Origin of the sequence: Microbacterium sp. JB110 (genome assembly GCF_003335195.1) — a bacterium.
GTDB lineage: Bacteria > Actinomycetota > Actinomycetes > Actinomycetales > Microbacteriaceae > Microbacterium.
In genome coordinates, this window is record NZ_QPGM01000010.1 from 157522 (window position 1) to 180016 (window position 22495).

20 protein-coding genes are annotated in these 22495 nt (G+C 68.9%); 14 read left to right on the plus strand and 6 right to left on the minus strand.

Annotation, left to right across the window (positions count from 1 at the left end; all coding sequences use genetic code 11):
* Positions 1-39: 39 nt before the first annotated feature.
* From atpA to CIK77_RS16245, 8 genes are all read left to right on the plus strand, one after another.
* Positions 40-1683 carry a F0F1 ATP synthase subunit alpha gene (atpA, locus tag CIK77_RS16210; RefSeq protein ID WP_087056405.1) on the plus strand — a complete coding sequence of 548 codons (1644 nt, stop codon included), beginning with the start codon at positions 40-42 and terminating at the stop codon, positions 1681-1683.
* A gap of 21 nt (positions 1684-1704) precedes the next feature.
* Positions 1705-2616 (plus strand): F0F1 ATP synthase subunit gamma, encoded by a 912-nt coding sequence (locus CIK77_RS16215; protein WP_087056406.1) that lies wholly within the window; start codon positions 1705-1707, stop codon positions 2614-2616.
* 36 nt (positions 2617-2652) lie between these two features.
* Entirely contained in the window at positions 2653-4104 is a 1452-nt protein-coding gene (atpD, locus tag CIK77_RS16220) for a F0F1 ATP synthase subunit beta (RefSeq protein WP_087056407.1), read from the plus strand.
* 2 nt (positions 4105-4106) lie between these two features.
* A complete protein-coding gene (locus tag CIK77_RS16225; RefSeq protein ID WP_087056408.1) occupies positions 4107-4367 on the plus strand; it encodes a F0F1 ATP synthase subunit epsilon in 261 nt (86 codons plus the stop codon).
* Between the two features lie 11 nt (positions 4368-4378).
* Positions 4379-5128 carry a YaaA family protein gene (locus CIK77_RS16230; protein ID WP_332841618.1) on the plus strand — a complete coding sequence of 250 codons (750 nt, stop codon included), beginning with the start codon at positions 4379-4381 and terminating at the stop codon, positions 5126-5128.
* A 105-nt stretch (positions 5129-5233) separates the two neighbouring features.
* Positions 5234-6145 carry a PP2C family protein-serine/threonine phosphatase gene (locus tag CIK77_RS16235; RefSeq protein ID WP_249268724.1) on the plus strand — a complete coding sequence of 304 codons (912 nt, stop codon included), beginning with the start codon at positions 5234-5236 and terminating at the stop codon, positions 6143-6145.
* A gap of 103 nt (positions 6146-6248) precedes the next feature.
* Positions 6249-9074 carry an FtsK/SpoIIIE domain-containing protein gene (locus tag CIK77_RS16240; RefSeq protein WP_114347285.1) on the plus strand — a complete coding sequence of 942 codons (2826 nt, stop codon included), beginning with the start codon at positions 6249-6251 and terminating at the stop codon, positions 9072-9074.
* Positions 9071-9418, plus strand: coding sequence for a hypothetical protein (locus tag CIK77_RS16245; protein WP_114347286.1), 348 nt, complete (start codon positions 9071-9073; stop codon positions 9416-9418). Before CIK77_RS16240 ends, CIK77_RS16245 begins: the two co-directional genes overlap by 4 nt.
* 18 nt (positions 9419-9436) lie before the next feature.
* On the opposite strand, the gene CIK77_RS16250 is transcribed toward CIK77_RS16245, so the two are convergent.
* Positions 9437-10432 carry an asparaginase gene (locus tag CIK77_RS16250; protein WP_087056411.1) on the minus strand — a complete coding sequence of 332 codons (996 nt, stop codon included), beginning with the start codon at positions 10430-10432 and terminating at the stop codon, positions 9437-9439.
* A 46-nt stretch (positions 10433-10478) separates the two neighbouring features.
* On the opposite strand from CIK77_RS16250, the gene CIK77_RS16255 reads away from it, so the two are divergent.
* Positions 10479-10949, plus strand: a complete 471-nt coding sequence (locus tag CIK77_RS16255; RefSeq protein WP_087056412.1) for an OsmC family protein — start codon at positions 10479-10481, stop codon at positions 10947-10949.
* 47 nt (positions 10950-10996) lie between these two features.
* Here CIK77_RS16255 and CIK77_RS16260 read toward each other — a convergent pair whose 3' ends face one another.
* The gene (locus CIK77_RS16260) at positions 10997-11785 is read right to left on the minus strand and encodes a lysophospholipid acyltransferase family protein (protein WP_087056413.1); all 789 of its coding nucleotides are present in this window, start codon (positions 11783-11785) and stop codon (positions 10997-10999) included.
* 163 nt (positions 11786-11948) lie between these two features.
* Between CIK77_RS16260 and CIK77_RS16265 the strand changes: the two genes are divergently transcribed.
* From CIK77_RS16265 to CIK77_RS16280, 4 genes are all read left to right on the plus strand, one after another.
* Positions 11949-12899 (plus strand): FKBP-type peptidyl-prolyl cis-trans isomerase, encoded by a 951-nt coding sequence (locus tag CIK77_RS16265; RefSeq protein WP_114347287.1) that lies wholly within the window; start codon positions 11949-11951, stop codon positions 12897-12899.
* 6 nt (positions 12900-12905) lie between these two features.
* Positions 12906-13985 (plus strand): 1-deoxy-D-xylulose-5-phosphate reductoisomerase, encoded by a 1080-nt coding sequence (dxr, locus tag CIK77_RS16270; protein WP_087056415.1) that lies wholly within the window; start codon positions 12906-12908, stop codon positions 13983-13985.
* Between the two features lie 192 nt (positions 13986-14177).
* Positions 14178-15749, plus strand: a complete 1572-nt coding sequence (locus tag CIK77_RS16275; protein ID WP_087056609.1) for a Mur ligase family protein — start codon at positions 14178-14180, stop codon at positions 15747-15749.
* Between the two features lie 7 nt (positions 15750-15756).
* On the plus strand, positions 15757-17037 hold the full coding sequence (locus CIK77_RS16280) for a M50 family metallopeptidase (RefSeq protein ID WP_087056610.1): 1281 nt from the start codon (positions 15757-15759) through the stop codon (positions 17035-17037).
* A gap of 110 nt (positions 17038-17147) precedes the next feature.
* Here CIK77_RS16280 and CIK77_RS16285 read toward each other — a convergent pair whose 3' ends face one another.
* On the minus strand, positions 17148-19073 hold the full coding sequence (locus CIK77_RS16285) for an anthranilate synthase family protein (protein WP_087056416.1): 1926 nt from the start codon (positions 19071-19073) through the stop codon (positions 17148-17150).
* A gap of 315 nt (positions 19074-19388) precedes the next feature.
* On the opposite strand from CIK77_RS16285, the gene ispG reads away from it, so the two are divergent.
* A complete protein-coding gene (ispG, locus tag CIK77_RS16290) occupies positions 19389-20519 on the plus strand; it encodes a flavodoxin-dependent (E)-4-hydroxy-3-methylbut-2-enyl-diphosphate synthase (protein ID WP_087056611.1) in 1131 nt (376 codons plus the stop codon).
* A 12-nt stretch (positions 20520-20531) separates the two neighbouring features.
* Here ispG and CIK77_RS16295 read toward each other — a convergent pair whose 3' ends face one another.
* The 3 genes from CIK77_RS16295 to CIK77_RS16300 all read right to left on the minus strand — a co-directional run bounded on the left by CIK77_RS16295 (position 20532) and on the right by CIK77_RS16300 (position 22383).
* Entirely contained in the window at positions 20532-20927 is a 396-nt protein-coding gene (locus CIK77_RS16295) for an MmcQ/YjbR family DNA-binding protein (protein ID WP_087056417.1), read from the minus strand.
* Positions 20928-20985: 58 nt separating this feature from the next.
* A complete protein-coding gene (locus CIK77_RS17790; RefSeq protein ID WP_170934254.1) occupies positions 20986-21132 on the minus strand; it encodes a hypothetical protein in 147 nt (48 codons plus the stop codon).
* Positions 21133-21492: 360 nt separating this feature from the next.
* The gene (locus CIK77_RS16300; protein ID WP_087056418.1) at positions 21493-22383 is read right to left on the minus strand and encodes a LysR family transcriptional regulator; all 891 of its coding nucleotides are present in this window, start codon (positions 22381-22383) and stop codon (positions 21493-21495) included.
* Positions 22384-22495 lie beyond the last annotated feature (112 nt).

Sequence of the window (22495 nt, forward strand, 5' to 3'; positions counted from 1 at the left end):
GCTTCGGGGCCTTCGGGCCCCACAACACGAAGGAAGAAGATGGCAGACATCGCAATCAGCCCCGACACCATTCGGGATGCGCTGAAGGACTTTGCCGCCGCATACGAGCCGACCGGTTCCGCGGCGAGCGAGGTCGGCACCGTCGTTGACGCTGCTGACGGCATCGCCCACGTCGAGGGCCTCCCCGGCGTGATGGCGAACGAGCTCATCAGGTTCGAGGACGGCACGCTGGGCCTGGCCCAGAACCTCGAGGAGAGCGAGATCGGTGTGGTCGTGCTCGGCGAGTTCACCGGCATCGAGGAGGGCAAGCAGGTCACCCGCACCGGCAAGGTCCTCTCGGTCCCCGTGGGCGAGGGCTACCTCGGCCGTGTGGTCGACCCGCTCGGCACGCCGATCGACGGCCTCGGCGAGATCGATGGCATCGACGGCGAGCGCGAGCTCGAGCTCCAGGCCGCCGGCGTGATGGACCGCAAGAGCGTGCACGAGCCGATGCAGACCGGCATCAAGGCGATCGACGCCATGATCCCGATCGGCCGCGGCCAGCGCCAGCTGATCATCGGCGACCGCCAGACCGGCAAGACGGCGATCGCGATCGATACGATCATCAACCAGCGCGAGAACTGGGCATCCGGTGACGCTTCGAAGCAGGTGCGCTGCATCTACGTCGCCATCGGGCAGAAGGGTTCGACCATCGCGTCCGTGAAGGGCGCGCTGGAGGACGCCGGCGCCATGGAGTACACGACGATCGTCGCCGCTCCGGCATCTGACCCCGCCGGCTTCAAGTACATCTCCGCGTACACCGGTTCGGCCATCGGCCAGCACTGGATGTACCAGGGCAAGCACGTCCTGATCGTGTTCGACGACCTGTCGAAGCAGGCGGAGGCCTACCGCGCCGTGTCGCTGCTGCTGCGCCGCCCGCCGGGCCGCGAGGCATACCCCGGTGACGTCTTCTACCTGCACTCCCGCCTGCTGGAGCGCTGCGCGAAGCTGTCGGACGAGCTGGGCGCCGGTTCGATGACCGGTCTGCCGATTATCGAGACGAAGGCCAACGACGTCTCGGCCTACATCCCGACCAACGTGATCTCGATCACGGACGGCCAGATCTTCCTGCAGTCCGACCTGTTCAACGCGAACCAGCGGCCAGCGGTCGACGTGGGCATCTCGGTCTCGCGAGTCGGCGGCGACGCACAGATCAAGCACATCAAGTCGGTGTCCGGAACGCTCAAGCTCGAGCTCGCCCAGTACCGTTCGCTCGAGGCGTTCGCGATGTTCGCCTCCGACCTCGATGCGACGTCGCGCCGCCAGCTCGACCGCGGTGCGCGCCTGACTGAGCTGCTCAAGCAGCCGCAGTACTCGCCGTACCCCGTGGAGGAGCAGGTCGTCTCGATCTGGGCCGGCACGAACGGCAAGCTCGACACCATCCCCGTCGAGGACGTGCTTCGCTTCGAGGCGCAGCTGCTCGACCACGTGCGTCGCAGCACGAGCATTCTCGACACTCTCAAGTCGGTCGGCAAGCTCGAGGACGACACGAAGGCCGAGCTGGAGAAGGTCGTCGACGACTTCCTGCTCGAGTTCCAGGCAGGCAAGGGCCAGAACCTCGCCGCTCCCGGTCACGAGGAGCACGACGCCGCGGTTCACGAGGATGTCGGCCAGGAGAAGATCGTCAAGGGCCGCAAGGCGTAAGCCGGGCGGAGCAGAAGCACTATGGGCGCGAAACTCAAGGAGTACAAGCAGAGGATCTCCTCTGCCCAGACCACCAAGAAGATCACGAAGGCGATGGAGCTCATCGCGGCTTCGCGGATCCAGAAGGCGATGGCGCGCGTGCGCGCGTCGTCGCCCTTCTCCCGCGCGGTGACGCGTGCGGTCTCGGCCGTCGCGACGATGAGCGATGTCGATCACGTGCTGACGCGTGAGTCCGAGCAGACCACGCGCTCGGCGATCCTGCTGCTGACCAGCGACCGCGGGCTCGCGGGCGCATTCAACTCGCAGGTGATCCGCGAGGCTCTGGAACTGGCTGAGCTGCTGCGAGACGAGGGCAAGGACGTCGTCTTCTACCTCTACGGTCGCAAGGCGGTCGGATACTTCCAGTTCCGGCAGATCGTCAGCGCGGCGCAGTGGACGGGCTCGGCCGATGTGCCGCAGTTCGACAACGCGGAAGAGATCGCTCAGGCGCTGCTCGAGGCCTATCTGCTCGATGAGGACGCGGGCGGCGTGAATGAGATCCACGTCGTCTACAACCGCTTCGTCAGCATGATGGTGCAGACGCCGGAGTCCGTGCGTCTGCTGCCGCTCGAGGTCGTGGAGGCCGATGAGGCCGGCGGTTCCGATGCCTCGTCGGCGAACGTCGAGGTGTTCCCGCTCTACGAGTTCGAGCCCGAGGCGGATCAGGTGCTCGACAAGCTCCTGCCCGTGTACATCCAGAGCCGAATCTTCAACGCGCTGCTGCAGTCGTCCGCCGCCAAGCAGGCGGCCACGCAGAAGGCGATGAAAGCGGCCAGCGACAATGCCGACAAGCTCATCACCGAATACACGAGCCTGCGCAACAACGCGCGTCAGGCTGAGATCACCCAGCAGATCGCGGAGATCGTCGGCGGTGCCGACGCACTGGCCTCCTGACCGGTCCGAGAGATTTCCCAAGAAGGAAGAGACAACATGACTCCCACCGCTACGGCTGAGGCCGAGACGGCGGTCGTCGGGCGCGTCGCACGCGTCACGGGACCGGTCGTCGACGTCGAGTTCCCGCACGACTCGATTCCCGACATCTACAGCGCGTTGAAGACCGATGTGACCGTCGGCGGCGTGACCGCCGAGATCACGCTCGAGGTCGCCCAGCACCTCGGCGACGACGTCGTCCGCGCGATCTCGCTGAAGCCGACCGACGGCATGGTCCGCGGCCAGGAGGTGCGCGACACCGGTTCCCCGATCTCGGTGCCCGTCGGCGACATCACCAAGGGCAAGGTGTTCAACGCCACCGGCGACGTGCTGAACCTCGGCGAGGGCGAGACCTTCGAGGCCACAGAGCGCTGGCCGATCCACCGCAAGGCGCCGAACTTCGACCAGCTCGAGTCGAAGACGACGATGTTCGAGACCGGCATCAAGTCGATCGACCTCCTCACCCCGTATGTGCAGGGCGGGAAGATCGGCCTGTTCGGCGGTGCGGGCGTCGGCAAGACGGTCCTCATCCAGGAGATGATCCAGCGCGTCGCACAGGACCACGGTGGTGTGTCGGTGTTCGCCGGTGTCGGCGAGCGCACCCGTGAGGGCAACGACCTCATCGTCGAGATGGAGGAGGCAGGCGTCTTCGACAAGACGGCCCTGGTCTTCGGCCAGATGGACGAGCCGCCTGGGACGCGTCTTCGCGTCGCACTGTCGGCGCTGACGATGGCGGAGTACTTCCGCGACGTGCAGCAGCAGGACGTCCTGCTGTTCATCGACAACATCTTCCGCTTCACGCAGGCCGGTCAGGAGGTGTCGACCCTTCTCGGTCGCATGCCCTCTGCCGTGGGCTACCAGCCGAACCTCGCCGACGAGATGGGTGTGCTCCAGGAGCGCATCACGTCGACGCGCGGCCACTCGATCACCTCGATGCAGGCGATCTACGTGCCGGCCGATGACTACACCGACCCGGCGCCCGCCACGACGTTCGCTCACCTCGACGCGACCACCGAGCTCTCGCGTGAGATCGCGTCGAAGGGTCTGTACCCGGCGATCGATCCGCTGACCTCGACCAGCCGCATCATGGACCCGCGCTACCTCGGCGAGGACCACTACCGCGTCGCCACGAACGTGAAGCAGATCCTGCAGAAGAACAAGGAGCTGCAGGAGATCATCGCGATCCTCGGTGTCGACGAGCTCTCGGAAGAGGACAAGATCGTCGTCGCGCGCGCGCGCCGCATCCAGCAGTTCCTCTCACAGAACACCTACATGGCGAAGAAGTTCACCGGTGTCGACGGGTCGACCGTGGCGCTCAAGGACACGATCGAGTCGTTCGACGCCATCGTCAAGGGCGATCTCGACCACGTCGCGGAGCAGGCGTTCTTCAACGTGGGCGGCATCGACGACGTCGAGGCCCAGTGGGCGAAGATCCAGAAGGAGAACGGCTGAGAATGTCGCTTCAGGTGAGCCTGGTTTCGGCCGAGGAAGAGGTCTGGACGGGGGAAGCGACTCTCGTGGTCGCGACGACGACGGAGGGTCAGATCGGTTTCATGACCGATCACGAGCCCGTGCTTGCGATCCTCGGCGACGGCCCCGTCCGGATCACGCAGGAGGACGACTCCGTGGTCACGGCGACCGCGAAGGACGGCTTCGTGTCGGTCGAGTCCAATCGGGTCACGATCGTCGCGGGTCACGCCGCGATCGCGTCCTGACCACGATCCTGCTGCCGCCTTCTGAGACGAAGCGGGCAGGAGGATCGGGCGAGCCGCTTGACGTCGACGGCCTCGCGCTGGGAGCACTGCGCTCCCCGCGCGAGGCCGTCGCCGCGTCCATAGTCGAACTCGCCGCGGATCCGGATCGCGCCACGGCGGTGCTGAAGCTCCCGCAGCGGCAGCGCCCCGCGGCGATCGCAGACAACGCCGCACTGCGCACGGCGCCGACGATGGCGGCGATGGACCGCTACACGGGTGTGCTGTTCGACGCGCTGGAGGCGGGGTCCCTCGAACCGGCCGGCCGCGCATGGCTCGGCAGGAACGCATTCATCCATACGGCGCCGTTCGGGCCGGTGAGGGCGAACGACGAGATCCCGTCCTACCGCCTGGCTGCCGGCGCCTCGCTTCCCGGCCTGCCCCCGCTGAAACGCGTGTGGGCGAGTGCCGTCACCGAGGCGCTCGCCCACGAGGCGCGTCCGCTCGTGATCGATCTGCGTTCGCAGGCCTACGTCGCACTCGGCCCCGTGCCGCCCGGTGTGGCGAGCACGTACATCAGAGTCGTCACGGATCAGGCGGATGGCACCACTCGCGCCCTCAACCACTTCAATAAGAAGGCCAAGGGCGCTCTCACCCGTCGCCTCGCCGAGGAGCGGCCCGTCCTGCGCACCACCGGCGAACTGATCGAATGGGCCGAGGCGGCAGGACTGCGGATGCGCAGCGGTGCCGCGGACGGTGAGACGGAGCTGGTCACTGATGGGTGAACGACCCTGCGGCGGTCCGCGTTCGCGAGCTGCGCAGACTGCGCGGTTAGGATGTGGGGAGCGTCGGCACGACCCGCGGCTCGACGCCGGAGATCTGGAGGCCGCGTGAGCGACACGACGAGTTCGGTGCATTCGCACACTGTCGCCCTTGAAGAGGGCGGGGAGCTGGCCGTGCGCTGGGCCGGCGTCACCGATACGGGGCGCAAGCGCGAGGTCAACCAGGACGCGATCCTGATGGAATGGCCGATGTTCATCGTCGCGGACGGCATGGGCGGGCACATCGGCGGCGAGGTCGCGAGCGCCGTCACCGTCGAGCGGCTCTCGGCCGTGGCGTCATCTGGCGAGGCGATCACGCCGGAGACCGTGGAGCTCGCACTGGAGAATGCGGTGCGCGACATCGCCGACCATCCCGAGACCACGGATGAGGGAACCGGCACGACCGTCACCGGCATCTACCTCGACCCTGCCTCAGCACCCGCGTCATGGGTCGTGCTGAACATCGGCGACTCGCGCGTCTACCTGCTCCGAGACGACAAACTCGTACAGGTCACCGTCGACCACTCCCTCGTGCAGGAGCTGGTGCACGCGGGAAGGCTCAGCGCTGAGGAAGCGGAGAGTCACCCGTACGGCAACGTGATCACACGCGCTGTCGGCCCGAGCGAGTCCGTCGTGCCTGACTATGTGCGCATCGAGGTGGAGAACGGCGACCGGTTCGTGATCTGCTCGGACGGCCTCACCAAGGAGCTGACCGACTACGGCATTCTGCATTTCCTGCGCGAGCACGCCGCTCCGGAAATCGCCGTCGACGGCATGTTGGAAGCCGCGCTCGGCAACGGCGGACGCGACAACGTGTCGGTCATCGTGGTCGACGTCACGCACTCGGGCGGCACGCACGGCGACGCCGACCAGCCCGGGGACGAAGCGCCGGATGCGGGCGCGCAGACGATGGACCAGGCCGCGGATGGGACCGCGGCGGCCGACGTCCCGCCCGACGATGAGGCCGAGGAACGGCACTGACGGGGCCCGTCCTCTCCCTCACAGCCTCCGCGACGCGGCGAGTCACGTCCACAGGGGGTGGCGTGCTCTTCCGCTGACATCGTCAGCGCGATGAGCTGGACGTGTGAGCACACTTCATCGTCCGGACGAACCGATCGTTCTCCCTGCGCCGGCGGCCCCGGCCAGACGCGGTGCGATTCCGATCGTCGCGGCGTTCGTGCCCATGGTGGGCGCAGTGGCGATGTGGCTGCTGACCGGCTATGTCATGATGCTCTGCTTCGCGGCGATCGGCCCCCTGATGGTGCTGGCCTCTCTGGTCGACGGCGCCCGCAACCGGCGCAAGGAGAGGCGCAGGGCGGCGCGGGAGCTCACCGCGGCGTGCGCCGCCGCCAGAGAGGAGCTGTCCGAGCGTCACAGCGAGGAACGGTCTCAGCTCGACCGGTTGAGGCCGAGCACTGGCAGATTGGCTGAGGCGCGCACGCTGTGGCGGCACGGGCCGATCGAGGTTGTCCTGGGTCTCGGCAGGGTCCGCAGCGACATCCGTGTGACAGGGGGCGAAGGCGCCGAGGCAGAGCAGCTGCGGCGGGATGCCGCCTGGGTCACCCTGGCGCCGGTGACGGTTCCGCTTCGTGAAGCCGGCGGCGTGTGCGTGCAGGGCCCTCCTGCCGCGGCCACGGCGGTTGCGCGGGGGCTGCTGATGCAGCTCTGCCTGCGCGCGGCGCCGAGCGAGCTCGTCGTCTCCCATCTGCTTCCGGGCGACGAGGCCGCCTTGGAGCAGCTGCCGCACCTCGGCACGGCGGCAGGGCGGAGCACGCAGGGGCGGGAGGGTCGTGAGCCGATCAGAGTCGTTGCTGTCGGTCTCGTGCACGAGGATCCGGCGGGAGCGGAGACGGCCACGACGATCGCATCCGCTCGGGGGAGAACCGCTTCTCTCGAGTCGGAGGGGCGTCCGGCCGCTGCGGAGCCGCCTGGCACAAGGGACGCGCGACGTGCGGCCGCCATCGCAGAGGCCGATTTCGTCATCGCTGTGACGGAGAGCGGCGCCGACGCGCCTGCGGCGTGCGGCGTCATTCTGGAGTTGGAACCCGGTGCGGCGCTGCGCGCCCGGCGCCTCGATGACACGGCACTCGACCCCGAGGGCGAGCCGCTGCGAGTCGAAGCGCTCGCCCGTGCGCAGGCCGAGCGGCTGGCATCTGTGCTCGCCGGTCGGTCGGATTCGAGCGGAGGCGAGGTGCCTCTTCCCGAGGTGCGTCTGGGCGCACTTCTCGAATCGGCCTCCCCGCATGAGCGGTCGGCGGAGGCCGCGGCGGCGGGCGGCAGAGGAGACCGGCCGCATGGGCCGGGGCTGGACGCACCGATAGGCAGGGGAGCGGACGGTACGACGAGCGTCGACCTCGTGCACGACGGGCCTCACGCCGTCGTCGTCGGCATCACCGGCAGCGGTAAGAGCGAACTGCTCACCACGTGGATCGCCTCGCTCGCTTCACGCTATGACAGCGAGCGTGTGGCCTTCCTGCTGGCCGACTTCAAGGGAGGAACGGCGTTCACCTCGCTGCTCGCGCTGCCGCACGTGACGGGCATGATCACCGACCTCGACGGCGCGGGCTCGCGGCGCGCGGTCGAGAGTCTGCGCGCGGAACTGCGCAGGCGGGAGAGCGTGCTCGCCGCAGCGGGAGCGACCGACATCGGCGACGAACGCGTCGACATGCCCAGGCTGGTGATCGTGGTGGACGAATTCGCCGCGCTGCTGCAGGACCACGGCGATCTGCACCAGGTGTTCACAGACGTCGCGGCACGCGGACGGGCGCTCGGCATGCACCTCGTGCTCGGCACCCAACGCTCATCGGGCGTGCTCCGCGACGCACTGCTGGCGAACTGTCCTCTGCGCATCAGCCTGCGCGTGGCGGAGAGGGCCGACAGCTCGGCCGTCGTGGGCGTCGACGACGCCGCATACCTGCCAGGGGACGTGGCCTCCCGCGGCCTGGCGCTCGTGCGCCGCGGCGGCGACGTCGCACCAGAGCGCACTCGCATCGCGCGCACGGAGGCAGAGCTGCTCGCACGGCTCGCCTCGGCAGATGCGCAGCGTGCGCAGGGTGCCGGGGCGCCGGGAGAACCGGGGCACGCGCCGTGGCTGCCGCCGCTGCCGCGCGAGCTGACGCTGGGCGAGCTGGGTGCACCCGAGCACGGAGGGGGAGCGGTGCTGCTCGGCCTCGCCGATGAGCCGGATGAGCAGCGCCAGCCCGTCGTGACGATGCACCGTGGCGGCGGTCGCGGGATGGCCGTCATCGGCGGGTCGGCGTCAGGCAAGACCAACGTCGTGCGGCTCGTCGCGGGGCAGGTGCCGGGAGCCGTGGTCGTGCCAGGTGATCTCGAGGGCGCGTGGGACGCGGTCGAGCGCGCGGCCGACGATCCTCCGCCCCTCATCGCGATCGACGACCTCGATTCGCTGCTCGGCCGGTTCCCTGCCGAGTACGCGCACGAGTTCGCCGCGCGGGCGGAGTCTCTCGTGCGCGAGGCAGGGGCACGCGGTACGACGGTCGTTGTGGCGGCCTCGCGGGTCACGGGGCCGGTCGAGCGCGTGATCGCCGGCCTCGGAAGACGGGCGCTGCTGCGGCTGCCGTCCCGCGCCGATCATGTGCAGGCGGGAGGGAACGGCGGCGACTTCGATCCGCGCCGCCCGCCGGGAAGGGCGGTGATGGACGAACGAGAAGTGCAGTTCGCAGGTGCCGCTGCCCAGGACGAAGCTGTGCCTGACAGGAGAGCGGCGGCGGGGAGAACGACGGAGGCTGGGGCAGTCGGCACGCGTGCCAGCGCGGCAGGGGCGCTGCGCGAGTCGTTGCGCCCCGCCGGTACCGCGGGGCGCGCGCCCGCCCCGACGCTCGCACATCGTTCCGGGGAGCGGCGGCGCTGTGGCGGCGGTCGGTCGCGGTCGCGGTCGCGGCGATCGTGACGAACGGTGCGGTCGCCCGCGCGTCGCTGCTGGCAGAGGCATGGGGGAGAGCGGTGCGGGTCGTCGCCCTGGATGCGCTCGAATCCGGAGCGTCGATCGACGACCTCGCGGCAGGAGCCGAGCACCTGGTCGCCGTCGGCGACGGTGAGAGCTGGCTGCGACACGGCGCGCTGCTGCGCCGCATCCGGTCATCCGGCGACGTGCTCGTGGCCGCCGAATGCAGGAGCGAACTCCGCTCGATCGCAGGAGAGCGATCGCTGCCGCCTTACGCCGAGTCGCGCGCCGGTCGCGCATGGCTGGTCTCGTCCTCGGCCCCACCGCTTCGGGTGCTCCTCCCGGTGTGAGGACGGCCCCGCGCAGTCTCAGACTGTCGGACGGATGCGGCCGACCTCGTCATCGCCGCCGCGGACGGCATAGAGCGGGTGCGCGGCGAGGAAGTCGGACACCGCGTCGGCGGGCAGCGCGCCCGTCTTCGCCAGCAGCGACAGTGCGACGGCCGAACCCGCGCGGCGGGAGCCGTCGAGCACCTTGAGGGCGACCGTGGTGCCGTTCGGAGCGACCATCACCTGCACACCCTCCGCACCGAACTTCGAGAACACGCCGAACTGCTCGATCGCCGCAGTGTCGGGGCGTCCGGCGCCCTCGACGACCCACGGATTCTCCCGCACAGCCCGGATGAGGGCACCGGAGACGCGGTGCAGTGCAAACGGCGACGTCTCGCTCGACGTGCCGATCCGCTGCATGCCGCGGGCCAGCGACGACAACGCGACGGCGTGCACGGGCGCTCCGCACCCGTCGACGGCCGTCGCAGCGATCTTCGCGCCGCCGCACAGACGTTCGACGGCCTCTCGAATGTGCTGCTGCAACGGGTGGGTGGGGGAGAGATACGAATTCGTGTCCCAGCCGTTCACTGCGCATGCGGCGAGCATCGCCGCATGCTTTCCCGAGCAGGTCATCCGCACACGCGACATCGGCGCGCGATCGCGGATCATCTCCTGCCTGGTCGATGAATCATCAGGCAGAGCGGGAGGGCAGCCGAGATGATCTTCGGTGAGACCCGCGTCGAGCAGCATGCTGCGCACGAGCTCGACGTGGCGGTCGGTGCCCGCATGGCTCGCAGCCGAGACCGCCAAGCGCTCGCCCTCGAACGCCGCTCCTGCCGTCGCGCACGCGATCGCCTGGAACGGCTTCATCGCCGATCGCGGAAGCACGACGGCTTCTGGGTCGCCCAGCGCCAGCGCGGCGTCACCATCAGGCGTGAGCACGATCGCGGCACCTGCGTGCCGCGATTCGACGAAACCGCCCCTGTCGGCGGTGGCGAGTTCGACCGAGGAGTCCACTGAGAGCGTTCCGGGCATGCCCTCCAGGATATGCCTCGCGCTCCGTACGCCATACTCTGGTGGCATGATCCAGCGCCACAGCTACGCACTCACCGCGACGTGGACGGGCAACCGCGGCAGCGGTACGAGCGGCACTCGCGACTACGACCGCAGCGTCACGCTGCGCGTGGACGGCAAGCCGGACCTGCTGGGGTCGGCCGACAAGCCGTTCTTCGGCGACCCGGAGCGCTGGAACCCCGAAGACCTGCTCATCGCGGCGCTCGCGCAGTGCCACCTGCTGTCGTACCTGCGCGCCTGCGTGCTGCGCGGCGTCGTGGTCACCGGGTACACCGACAGCGCGACGGGCGAGATCGAGCTGTCGGGCGACGGCGGCCGCTTCATCGGCGTCACGCTGCGCCCGAGCGTCACGGTAGCCGACGCGGGGATGCGCGAGGCGGCTGCAGAAGCGCATGCGGATGCGCACGCGTGGTGCTTCATCGCCAACTCCGTCAGCTTTCCCGTCGGCTACGAGCCCATCGTCGAGGTCGCCGCATAGGGCACACGCACCCCGCGGATCCAGGGTGCGCCGGTGGGTGCGGCCGCTCAGCGCCTCTCGTGCGGCAGAACGCGCTTGAGCTTCTGCACGGGTCCCTGAGCAGGCAGCTCGTTGTACGTTCCGGCCAGCTCCTGGCCTGAGAGCTCGTGGATGGCCGCCATGATCTCGTCTGTGGCGTGGCGGCGCGCCTTGCCGCTGGTCGCCGGTCCGTGCGTGGAGACGTCGATCGGGGCGCCGAACCTCACGACGACCCGCTCGGACAGCTTCGGCATCTTCGCGCCGACGGGCATCACTCTGTCCGTGCCGACGAGCCCGATCGGTACGACAGGGGCGCCCGTCTGCAGAGCCAGGAAGGCGATGCCGGTGCGCCCCTTGTACAGCCGGCCGTCGCGTGATCGGGTGCCCTCAGGGTGCAGTGCGACCGCGGCACCGGTCTCGAGGATCCGGCGCTGCTGCTCCAACGCGTCGAGAGCGGCCTGTCCTGCGCCGCGATCAACCGGCACGGCGCCGACCGACGTGAAGAAGGTGCGGGAGAGCCATCCGGTCAGACCCTTGCCGGTGAAGTAGTCGGACTTCGCCAGGAAGTGCACGGCCCGGGGAGCAGCGGCGATCGGGATGGCGAACGAGTCGATGACCGAGAGATGGTTGCTCGCGAGGATCACGGCGCCGTGCTTCGGCAGATTCTCTTTGCCCTCGACGCGCGGCCGATAGATCATCCGCGCCAGCGGTGCGATGACGGTGCGGCCGAAGGTGTACAGCCAGCTCGGGCGATGCGGGGCGCTTTCGGGCAGACCCGTGGGATCGTCGCCTTCTTCGTGCGAGCCGGAGGACGTCATCCCTCCAGCTTAATGCGGGAGTATGCGGGCAACGGCATGCGTGACGCCCGTGGTCATCCGTACGTCGTGACGCCCGATGTCAGCGGGCGCATGGATTCGTGCGCAAAGATGGGGTGTCCCCCAACGAACGAGGTTCTCCGTGCGCATTCGATCGATTGCACTGATGTCCACCGCGGCGGTCGCCGCCCTCGCCCTCGCCGGCTGCTCCGGCGACGCTGATCCCGACACCGACGGCACAAGCGACAATGCGCTCTGCGCCGCTGCCGGCGAAAGCGGCAGCGCCGTCGATTCGCTCGACGTCTCGGGCGAGGCAGGAGGGGACGTACCGGAGAGCCTCGACCTCGCCGATCCGCTCGACCCTGCCGACTTCGAGCGCGCGGTCGTGACAGAGGGTGACGGCACACAGCTCGCGGAGGGCGACTTCTTCTCCTACGCGATCACGGCGTACGACGCGGAGACGGGCGAGCAGGTCGGCCAGGCCGGTTATGAGGACGGCGAGGTGCAGCCGCAGCAGATCTCGGCGTCGACGATGCTCGGCCAGGTCTTCGGATGTGCGACTGTCGGTACGCGCATCGCGACCGTGTATCCGGCGTCCACCGATGAGTCCGGCCAGGAGACGCCAGCCCAGGTTCAGGTCGTCGACGTGCTCAGCACGCCGGAGAAAGCGGCATGGGGCGAGGACCAGGAGCCCGTGGACGGCATGCCCGCCGTCACCCTCGCCGACGACGGCGCGCCGACCATCGAGATCCCGGACGGCATGGAGATCCCGGAGACCACCAAGGTCGAGGCCACGAAGGTCGGCGACGGCGCGGAGATCGCCGACGGTGACACCGCCTACGTGCAGTACAAGGGCATCAAGGCGAGCGACGGTGAGGAGTTCGACTCCAGCTGGAGCGGCGGCATGCTCGCGGCGTTCCCCACTACGGGCGTCGTCGAGGGCTTCCAGAAGGCGCTCGTCGGACAGACGGTCGGCTCCCAGGTGGTGGCCGTGATCCCCAAGGAGGAGGGCTACCACCAGGAGGGCGGCGAGAGCCACGAGCTCTACGACGAGGACCTGGTCTTCGTCGTCGACATCGTCGACGTGTTCCACCCGGCGACGCCAGCAGCCGAATAGGCCACCATGCGGCGCATCCTGATCCTCGGATCCACCGGCTCGATCGGCACCCAGGCGCTCGAGGTCATCCGGGACAACCCCGGCCTATTCGAGGTCGCGGGCCTCGCCGCTGGACGCAACGCCGCGATGCTGCGCGAGCAGGCGGAGCGGTTCGGCGTCGCGCACACCGCGCTCGGCGCGGACGATGCCGCTCGGCTGGTGCGGGAGGTCGACGCCGACGTGGTGCTCAACGGCATCACGGGCTCGGTGGGGCTCGGCCCGACGCTGGCGGCGCTCGAGGCGGGCCGCACGCTGGCGCTGGCGAACAAGGAGTCGCTGATCGTGGGCGGCCCGCTCGTGAAGCAGGCGGCGGCTGCCGGTCAGATCGTCCCCGTCGACAGCGAGCACTCCGCGATCGCTCAGGCGCTGCGGGCAGGGGCACCGGATGAGGTGCGCCGGCTCGTCGTGACGGCGTCCGGCGGGCCGTTCCGCGGGCGGAGCCGCGACGAGCTCACCTCCGTCACCCCGGCCGAGGCGCTGAACCACCCGACGTGGGACATGGGTCGCGTGGTCACGACGAACTCCGCGACTCTGGTGAACAAGGGTCTCGAAGTGATCGAGGCGCACCTGCTGTTCGACGTGCCGCTGGCGAGGATCGACGTCGCCGTGCATCCGCAGTCGATCGTGCACTCGATGGTCGAATTCGTCGACGGATCCACCATCGCTCAGGCCTCGCCTCCCGACATGCGCCTGCCGATCGCGCTCGGCATGGCGTGGCCGGATCGTGTGCCAGGCGTGGGAGCGCCCATCGACTGGACGACGGCGGCGAGCTGGACCTTCGAGCCCCTCGACGAAGCGGCCTTCCCCGCCGTGGCGCTTGCGAAGCGCGTCGGCGAGGCCGGCGCGACGCACCCCGCGGTGTTCAACGCGGCCAACGAGCAGGCGGTCGACGCGTTCCATGACGGGCGGCTGAGCTTCCTGGGCATCGTCGACACCGTCGCGCGCGTCGTCGAGGCCCATTCCGCGCCCGCCGAACTGACACTCGACACGCTCGCCGCTGCAGAGTCCTGGGCCCGCGCAGAAGCCGATCGCGCCATCGCCGGCTGACCCACCGGCACCCAGAACCTCAGCGCTCCGGCGCTGCGCTGCCTCTGATCCCGCAACAGGGTACTAGTACCCCTTCCGGTGCTCAGGCGCGACCAGAGGCGCGCTCGTGCGCACTCAGCGGTTCCCTCGCCTGGGCGTGCGACGATAGACGGCGTGATCGTCACGCCCCGAATCCGCCGCACGCCGCCCGTGATGCTGCGCCCCTCACAGCCAGGCCCGATCCGACTGTCCGAGGTCGCCGCCCGTATCGGCGGCACCGCGTCGGGAGCGGACGCAGAGGTGACGGGAGTCTCCGTCTCATCGAGCGACCTGGCTCCCGGCGACCTGTTCGTGGGCATCAGGGGCCTGAACCGCCACGGCGCCGAGTTCGCCGCCGCCGCCGCGGAGAACGGGGCGACCGCTGTCCTCACCGACGCCGCCGGCGCGGACATCGCGCGTGGGGCCGGTCTGCCGATCATCGTGGTCGATGACCCCCGCGGCGCGCTCGGCGACGCGTCCATGGCGGTGTACCGCACGTCGCCTGACGACGACATCCCGCTGCTGCTGGGAACGACGGGCACCAACGGCAAGACCAGCACAACGCATCTGCTCGAAGGGATGCTGACCCAGCTCGGCGTCGTGGCAGGCGCATCGACTTCCGCTGAGCGCGTGGTGGCAGGCGAGCGCGTCGTCGCGGGGCTCACCAGCCCGGAGGCCAGCGAGTTCCACGCCATGATCGCCAGAATGCGCGAGCGCGACGTCGAAGCGTTCGCGGTCGAGGTCAGCGCCCAGGCCGTCACCCGTCGCCGAGTCGAAGGCGTGATGTGGGACGTGATGGGGTTCACCAACCTCACCCACGAGCACTTCGACGACTACGGCGACATGGAGACGTACTACCAGGCGAAGGCGCCGCTGTTCACCTCGGCGCGCAGCCGCCGCGCCGTCGTCTCGCTCGACTCCGCGCTGGGTGTCCGCATCGCGAGCGAGGCGGACATCCCCGTCACGACGATCGCCGCACGCGGCATCGCCGATGACGAGGCATTCGAACGCGCCGACTGGACAGTCGAGGTCACCTTCGAGGCGCAGAGCGGCACCGGCTTCCAGCTCACCGGGCCCGACGGCAGGACCCTGGCGACCACCGTGCCCGTGATCGGCGCGCACATGGCGGCGAACGCGGGGCTCGGCATCGTGATGATGTACGAGGCGGGCTACGACTGGGATCGCATCATCGAGGCGCTCGCCGGCGAGATCAGGGCATGGGTGCCCGGCCGAACGCAGCTCGTGTCCGGTCCGGAGGGGCCGGCCGTGTACGTCGACTTCGGACACACCCCTGACGCGTTCGAGAAGACGCTCGCCGCGGTGCGGCGCGTCACACCGGGCCGAGTGCTGATGCTGTTCGGCGCCGACGGCGACCGGGACACCACCAAGCGGTACGACATGTCGCGCACTGCGGTCGAGGGAAGTGACGTGACGGTCGTCACCGACCATCATCCGCGCTTCGAGAACGCCCAGTCCATCCGGACCACACTGATGGAAGCGGCGCACGAGGTCGACCGCGACCACGAGGTGCACGAGGTGTCGCCGCCCGAGGCCGCGATCGTCAAGGCCGTCTCGCTGGTCGGCGCCGGCGACGCGATCCTGTGGGCGGGGCCCGGCCACCAGAACTACCGCGACATCGCGGGCACGCAGTGGGCGTACTCGGCCCGCGAGCTCTCCCGACGCGCGCTCGTCGAGGCCGGATGGCCTGCCGGCGAGCGCACCTGGACCAACCCGTACGGAGACTGAGGCCGTGGTGACCGTACTCGCGTTCATCGTCGGTGTCGTCATCGTCGTTCTGGGGCTCGGCGTGTCGATCGCTCTGCACGAGATCGGGCACCTCGTGCCGGCGAAGAAGTTCGGGGTGCGCGTCGGGCAGTACATGGTCGGCATGGGGCCGACCGCGTGGTCGAAGCGCGTGGGCGAGACGGAGTACGGCGTCAAATGGCTGCCCATCGGCGGTTACATCTCGATGGCGGGGATGTACCCGTCGGGCGATGGCAAGCCTGCCAGGGGGGTCTTCAAGACGCTCGTGCAGGATGCGCAGGACGCCAACGAGGAATCGCGCGAGGGCGTCGACGATTCGCGCACCTTCTCGGCGCTTCCGACGTGGAAGCGCGTGATCATCATGCTCGGCGGCCCCGTGATGAACCTCGTCATCGCCATCGTGCTGTTCACCGTCGTCGTCAGCGGCATCGGCATCCCGCAGAACACCTCCACCGTGGCGAGCGTGTCGCAGTGCGTGCTGCCCGCGGGCACCGACAAGACGGAGTGTGCGGCGGGCGACCCCGAGTCACCGGCGGCCGCGGCCGGACTGATGCCGGGCGACACGATCGTGGCGGTCGACGGCACCGCTGTCAGCGACTTCCAGGCGGCGTCAGAGATCATCAGGGCGCACCCGGATGACACGATCTCCGTGGTTGTCGAGCGCGACGGCGGCGAAGAGACGCTCACGATGACCCCGGTGCTGGCGACCAACCAGTACGTCGACGCCGATGGCGAGCTCGTCACCGCCGAGGTCGGCTTCGCCGGTTTCGGGCCGACCCGGGAGCGCGTCCGTCAGCCCGTGCAGGCCGGAACGCAGCAGGTGTTCGACCAGATGGGGGCCGTCGCCGGCATCATCGCGCAGCTGCCGCAGCGCATCTGGCAGACGAGCGTCGACATGTTCACCGGTCAGGACCGCGACCCGAACGGGCCGATCAGCGTGATCGGCGTCGGCCGGCTCGCCGGCGAGGTCGCCGCGACCGAGGCACCGATCCTCGACAGGACCGTCAGGCTGATTCAGCTGGTCGGATCCGTGAACATCGCCCTGTTCGCGTTCAACATGCTCCCGCTCCTCCCGCTCGACGGCGGCCATATCGTCGTCGCGCTGTGGGACGCGATCAAGCGCGGCTGGGCGAAGCTGCGCCGCAGGCCGAGGCCGAGGCCCGCCGACGCCTCGCGCCTGGTGCCGCTGACCCTGGTCGTCGTGGTGCTGATGATCGGGATGAGCGCCGTGCTCTTCGCCGCGGACATCTTCAACCCTGTGACGCTGTAGCCGCGCTCGCATACGCAGGCTATCTCTTCATTTCTGGCACATCTCCGGTGGTGTGCCCACCCGGAGATGTGCCAGAAATGAAGAGTTGTGGTGCCGCGGTAGACGGGCGGTTACGCGAGGGCGTGGGCGACGAGGCGGCGGAGGGTGCTCATGCCGTCTCGGGAGAGGATCGACTCGAGGTGGCCCTGGATGCTGGCGAACTTCGGGCCGCGCAGGGCGTAGACGTCGCCGGTGGCAGGGTCTGCGGCGATCTCCACGGAGTCGATGCGGGTCGTGCCGGGCTCCACGCGTGCGGTGAACGTGTTGTAGAAGCCGATCGAGGCGCGCTCACCGAAGACGTCGACGGTCTTCTGCACGCCCTGGTGCGGCTGCGCCATGGGGGCCAGATCGATGCTGAGGAGATCGGCGAGCACTTGGTGGCTCAGGCACACCGACACCAGAGGCTTGCCCGCGTCGATGCGACGGGCGACCACGTCGCGCATCCTGGCGATGCGCGGATTCGCCTCGTCGCGTGGGTCGCCGGGGCCCGGGCCGGTGACGAGCAGTTCGGCGTCGTCGATCTCGGTGTCCGTCACGTGTGACCAGTGCACGATGCGCGCATCGAGGCCGAGATGGCCCAACTGGTGGGCGAGCATCGTGGTGAATCGGTCCTCGGCGTCGACGACGATCGCACTGCGGCCGGCGAATGGGCCGGCGTCGTCGCTCTGCTCCTCGAGCCAGAACGGCGCGAGGCGAGCGTTGCGCGAGGCGAGCAGCTCTGCGATGCCCGGATCGTCTCCGAGCCGCTTCGGTGTCGGCGCAGGGCCGGTCGCGGGCTGGTCGGGGTCCGCGACCCGCGTCGCGCGCGGCACGGCACCGATCGCCCCGAGCACTCCCGCAGCCTTGCCGTGCGTCTCGCTGACCTCACCGTAGGGATCGGAATGGCGCACGAGCGTGGCGCCGACCGGTACGCGGAGCCTGCCTCCGTCGAGGTGGGCCGTTCTGATCAGGATGGGCGCGTCGAGGCTGTGGCCGCCGGAGACGTCAGGGGTGAACAGCGCTGCCACGCCGGAGTAGTACCCGCGAGGAGTCGTCTCGTGACGCCGGATGACGGTGCACGCGTTCTGCATCGGAGAGCCGGTGACCGTCGGGGCGAACATGGTCTCGCGCAGGATGCCGCGGGGGTCCATTCGGCTCGTGCCTCGCAGCATGTACTCGGTGTGGGTGAGCCGTGACATCTCCTTCAGGTGCGGTCCCGTGATCCGGCCGCCGTCCGAGCACACGGCGCTCATCATCTTGAGTTCCTCGTCGACGACCATGAAGAGCTCTTCGGTCTCCTTGGTGTCGGTGAGGAAGGCGGAGAGCGTCTCGACGGTCGCGCCGCCGTCCGGATGGCGGAAGGTGCCTGAGATCGGGTTCATCGTCACTGTCGACGAGCCGTCGCCGTGCGAATCCGCGACGACGTGAGCCTCGGGGCTCGCGCCGACCAGGATCCTCTCGCCCGCGACGATCGCGAAGGTCCAGTAGGCGCCGCGCTCATGCTCCAGCAGTGCGCGGAACCAGGTGAGCATCGCCGTGCGCTCGTCCGCATCGATCTGCGCGACGTAGTCGCGGCGGATCACGAAGTTGGCGCCCTCTCCTCGGCCGATCTCGTCAGAGATCACCCGGCGCACGATCGACGCGTAATCCTCATCCGCAACGTCGAAGCCGGCGCCCGTCAGTGGGACGGTCGCGCTCGGCAGAGCGGAGAGCACGTCGCCGACCGGCACGCGGGTGTGCTCGTCGACGACGAGGCAGCGAAGGGGAGTGTCCTCTGGCTCTGCTTCGAAGCCGCGCTCGCGCACCTGCTGGTACGGCACCAGCGCGAGCACCTCGCGAGCGGCGCCCGCCGCATCGGTGAGCGGGATGTCGGCGAGGAGATCGACGTCGACGGTGTCGCCGGTGAGCACCTCGACGTGCGTCGCCGGACCGTCGCCGCCGCGCGCGATCAGCGCGAACGAGGCGTCAGGGTCAGCGGCAAGGCGCAGAATCGTCTCGGCGGTGTCGTCAGCAGCCATGGGGAACTCACTTCTTCGAATCCTCTGGCGGGCGCCTGTCGCAGAACGACCGCCGGAGCGGGGCGGTCGTGTTCGTGCTCGCGAAGTCGGCCGCCGTCAGGCGAGCCACCACTGGTTCATCGTCGCGTGCACGCTGTCAACCTATACGGGTGAACCGTCGCCTGCCAAACCAACCGCATTCGGCGCGGTTCTTCACCTGACGCGAAGCGTCGGTCTGGAGACGCACAAGGGACAACTGTCGTCATGTGAACGGCTGACAGCCTTCCTGCACCCGAGGAGTCGTAGGCTGAGGGGGTGCCAGCTGTGAACCTCGGAATCCCCTCCGTGCCGGATGTCCTCGCCCCGCGCCGCAAGTCGCGGCAGATCGACGTGGGCAAGGTGAAGGTCGGCGGCAACGCGCCCGTCTCGGTGCAGTCGATGACCACGACCAAAACGCACGACATCAATGCGACGCTGCAGCAGATCGCCGAGCTGACGGCATCCGGATGCGAGATCGTGCGCGTCGCGTGCCCGACTGACAAAGACGCCGAGGCGCTCAAGATCATTGCGATGAAGAGTCAGATCCCGGTCATCGCCGACATCCACTTCCAACCGAAGTACGTCTTCGAGGCGATCGATGCCGGATGCGGCGCCGTGCGCGTCAACCCGGGCAACATCCGCAAGTTCGACGACCGCGTCGGCGAGATCGCGAAAGCGGCGAAGGACGCCGGCGTCAGTCTGCGCATCGGTGTGAACGCCGGATCGCTCGACAGGCGACTGCTGGAGAAGTACGGCAAGGCGACGCCGGAGGCGCTCGCCGAGTCGGCGGTGTGGGAGGCGAGCCTGTTCGAGGAGCACGACTTCCACGACTTCAAGATCTCGGTCAAGCACAACGACCCCGTCGTGATGGTGAAGGCCTATCGACTGCTTGCGGAGCGCGGCGACTGGCCTCTGCACCTCGGCGTCACCGAGGCGGGCCCGGCGTTCCAGGGCACGATCAAGTCGGCGACGGCATTCGGCATCCTGCTCGGCGAGGGCATCGGAGACACCATCAGGGTCTCGCTGTCTGCGCCTCCGGCCGAGGAGGTCAAGGTCGGTCACCAGATCCTGCAGTCGCTGAACCTTCGCGAGCGCACACTCGAGATCGTCTCGTGCCCCTCGTGCGGTCGCGCCCAGGTGGACGTGTACTCGCTCGCCGACAGCGTGACAGAGGGGCTCAAGGACATGACCGTGCCGCTGCGCGTAGCCGTGATGGGCTGCGTCGTGAACGGACCGGGAGAGGCACGCGATGCCGACCTCGGCGTGGCCAGCGGAAACGGCAAGGGCCAGATCTTCGTCAAGGGCGAGGTCGTCAAGACCGTGCCGGAGGCGGACATCGTCGAGACCCTGATCCAGGAGGCGAACCGCATCGCCGACGAGATGGGCCCGGATGCCGCCCTCGGCACGGCGCAGGTCGTCACCTCCTGAGGCCGCACCGGGTCAGCCGGGTGGGTTCTCCTCGAGGTAGGCGGAAGCGAGTCGCTTCGGGGCACGGTCGAGCCATGCGTCGACGACGACCTCGCGCAGACGGTCGACATCGATCGCCTCGAGCCGTATCAGCACGGCGGCGTAGCCGTCGAAGTGCGGGATCGTGAAGAAGCGCTCCGGCTCGGATGAGACCATGGCCTGCTTCGCGATGTCGTGCTCCACGCGGGCGGCGGCGATCTCGCCGTTCGGCGCGGCATCGCCGAGCGCGCCGTGATCGGTCCGGTTCAGCGGGCGCTCCCAGGCGAAGCCGCGATCGTGCACTCGCCACATCCGGTTGCCCCATGCGGGGCGCATCGTGACGTCAGGCAGCGATTCGGCGAGCCGCGCCACGTCGTCCAAGGTCGCCATACGGGCAGGGTACGGCGACTCGTCGCGCCGGGGAAGAGTCTTCGGTCTCCGTCCGCGCTCAGCAGGGTGCGATCCGAGCTGTGAACCACGCGGTCGATGCATCGAGTTCGATGCGACTGCTTGCGACGTCGATCACATGCTGGGCCGCGGCGATCGTCTCGAGTGCGTGGTCGAGATCTGCCGGGAGCTGGAGTTTCGCGGCCACAGAGCAGTGGTATCAAGCCGGTATCAACTCAGGAGGTCGGGCCCGACGCCTCTCGCGACAGTGGGGAACGGGGTGAACTCGATGGCTTGCTTCGCGGCATCGCACGTCGCACATACCCCGGCGGTCTTGATATCCGGTGCCTCGTGTTCGAACGACCCAGATTGGCGATTCAGCAGGTGCCGCAGACGGAGCCGCGATTGCGTACCCGCCGCATCTGATCGCCTCAGGTCGGGTGCTCGTCGTCTCGGGTAGCGCTTCAGCGATTCGCGCCAAGCCTTCCAGGCTCGGTACGGGTGCCAGGGCGTGCCGCGCCGTGGTGGGCGGAGGTGGCGACGGCTGCGGTCGGATATCCGACGGTGATCACCCGAGCGCGGAGTCCGTCGGACCGGCCGCTATCACGTCGACAACGTCGGTGAGAAGGGGGGAGAGTTCCGCGCGCCATGAGATCCAGGTGTGTAACGCAGCTCCGGTGAGGCCGCTTCGCAGAGGAATCCAGGCCCAGTCGGGAAGATGCCTGTAAGTCGATGTGCGCGTCGAGAGCACGCCGTCGACCCCTGCGGTGCGTGCAATGAGGCCGCTGTACGCGGAGAAGCGACGGAAGATCCAGCGCACGTGTGCCCCTTCAGCGTCCGCGGCGGTGATGAAATCCGACTGTTCAACGGCGAGCTCGCCCGCGGCGTGGGCCATGATGGTCATCCCATCCATTTCGCGGTATCCGACTTCCGTGAGCCTGGCCACCGTTGATCCAGGAGGTACGGCGAGCCCCATTCGTTGGGTGAGTACGTGCTTGGTGTGCAGTTCGGGCGCGTCAAGGTGGATGAGGCCCAGTTCGAGCAGGCCGGTCTGCACCTGTTGGCGCTGATCCTCGGTGGTCCCCTCGTGCAACGAGAGTCGAAGATGGGGGAACCGCTCTTCGATGCTGCTCATCACCGGTTCGGCCCACGCGTGCGGCAGCCCCTGGGGCACACCGACGTTGACGACCTCGCGCTCCTCGGCCGCTTCCGAGACGACTTCGGGGATGCGCCGCACCTGCGTGAGTACGACGTCGATGTGCGCCTTGAGAGCGCGGCCCTGCGGAGTCGGCGCGAGGCCGCGCGCCGTTCTGTCGAACAACGTGCAGTCGAGCTCGCGCTCCAGCGCCGCGATCTGTCTGCTCAGGGATGGCTGGGTGACGTGCAGGGCGACGGCAGCGCGGCTCACGGAACGCAGTTCGGCTGCTTTAGCGAAGTACTTCAGCTGTCGGAGCTCCATGCTTTCAAGCATGCGTTCAAGGCATGGGTGGGTCAACAGATCGGCATTGGACGTATAGCTGTTGGCGTGTCAAAGTGGAGCCCTATGCACCCGTCACAGAGGACGGGACCGA

What these genes read in the sequence shown, in the direction of transcription:
- CIK77_RS16255 (WP_087056412.1), top strand. Translation starts at nt 10,479, where the DNA reads ATGATCCAGCGCCACAGCTACGCACTCACCGCGACGTGGACGGGCAAC.
- CIK77_RS16215 (WP_087056406.1), top strand. Translation starts at nt 1,705, where the DNA reads ATGGGCGCGAAACTCAAGGAGTACAAGCAGAGGATCTCCTCTGCCCAG.
- atpD (WP_087056407.1), top strand. Translation starts at nt 2,653, where the DNA reads ATGACTCCCACCGCTACGGCTGAGGCCGAGACGGCGGTCGTCGGGCGC.
- CIK77_RS16285 (WP_087056416.1), bottom strand. Translation starts at nt 19,073, where the DNA reads ATGGCTGCTGACGACACCGCCGAGACGATTCTGCGCCTTGCCGCTGAC.
- CIK77_RS16260 (WP_087056413.1), bottom strand. Translation starts at nt 11,785, where the DNA reads ATGACGTCCTCCGGCTCGCACGAAGAAGGCGACGATCCCACGGGTCTG.
- CIK77_RS16265 (WP_114347287.1), top strand. Translation starts at nt 11,949, where the DNA reads ATGTCCACCGCGGCGGTCGCCGCCCTCGCCCTCGCCGGCTGCTCCGGC.
- CIK77_RS16225 (WP_087056408.1), top strand. Translation starts at nt 4,107, where the DNA reads ATGTCGCTTCAGGTGAGCCTGGTTTCGGCCGAGGAAGAGGTCTGGACG.
- CIK77_RS16295 (WP_087056417.1), bottom strand. Translation starts at nt 20,927, where the DNA reads ATGGCGACCTTGGACGACGTGGCGCGGCTCGCCGAATCGCTGCCTGAC.
- dxr (WP_087056415.1), top strand. Translation starts at nt 12,906, where the DNA reads ATGCGGCGCATCCTGATCCTCGGATCCACCGGCTCGATCGGCACCCAG.
- CIK77_RS16300 (WP_087056418.1), bottom strand. Translation starts at nt 22,383, where the DNA reads ATGGAGCTCCGACAGCTGAAGTACTTCGCTAAAGCAGCCGAACTGCGT.
- CIK77_RS16275 (WP_087056609.1), top strand. Translation starts at nt 14,178, where the DNA reads ATGCTGCGCCCCTCACAGCCAGGCCCGATCCGACTGTCCGAGGTCGCC.
- CIK77_RS16250 (WP_087056411.1), bottom strand. Translation starts at nt 10,432, where the DNA reads ATGCCCGGAACGCTCTCAGTGGACTCCTCGGTCGAACTCGCCACCGCC.
- atpA (WP_087056405.1), top strand. Translation starts at nt 40, where the DNA reads ATGGCAGACATCGCAATCAGCCCCGACACCATTCGGGATGCGCTGAAG.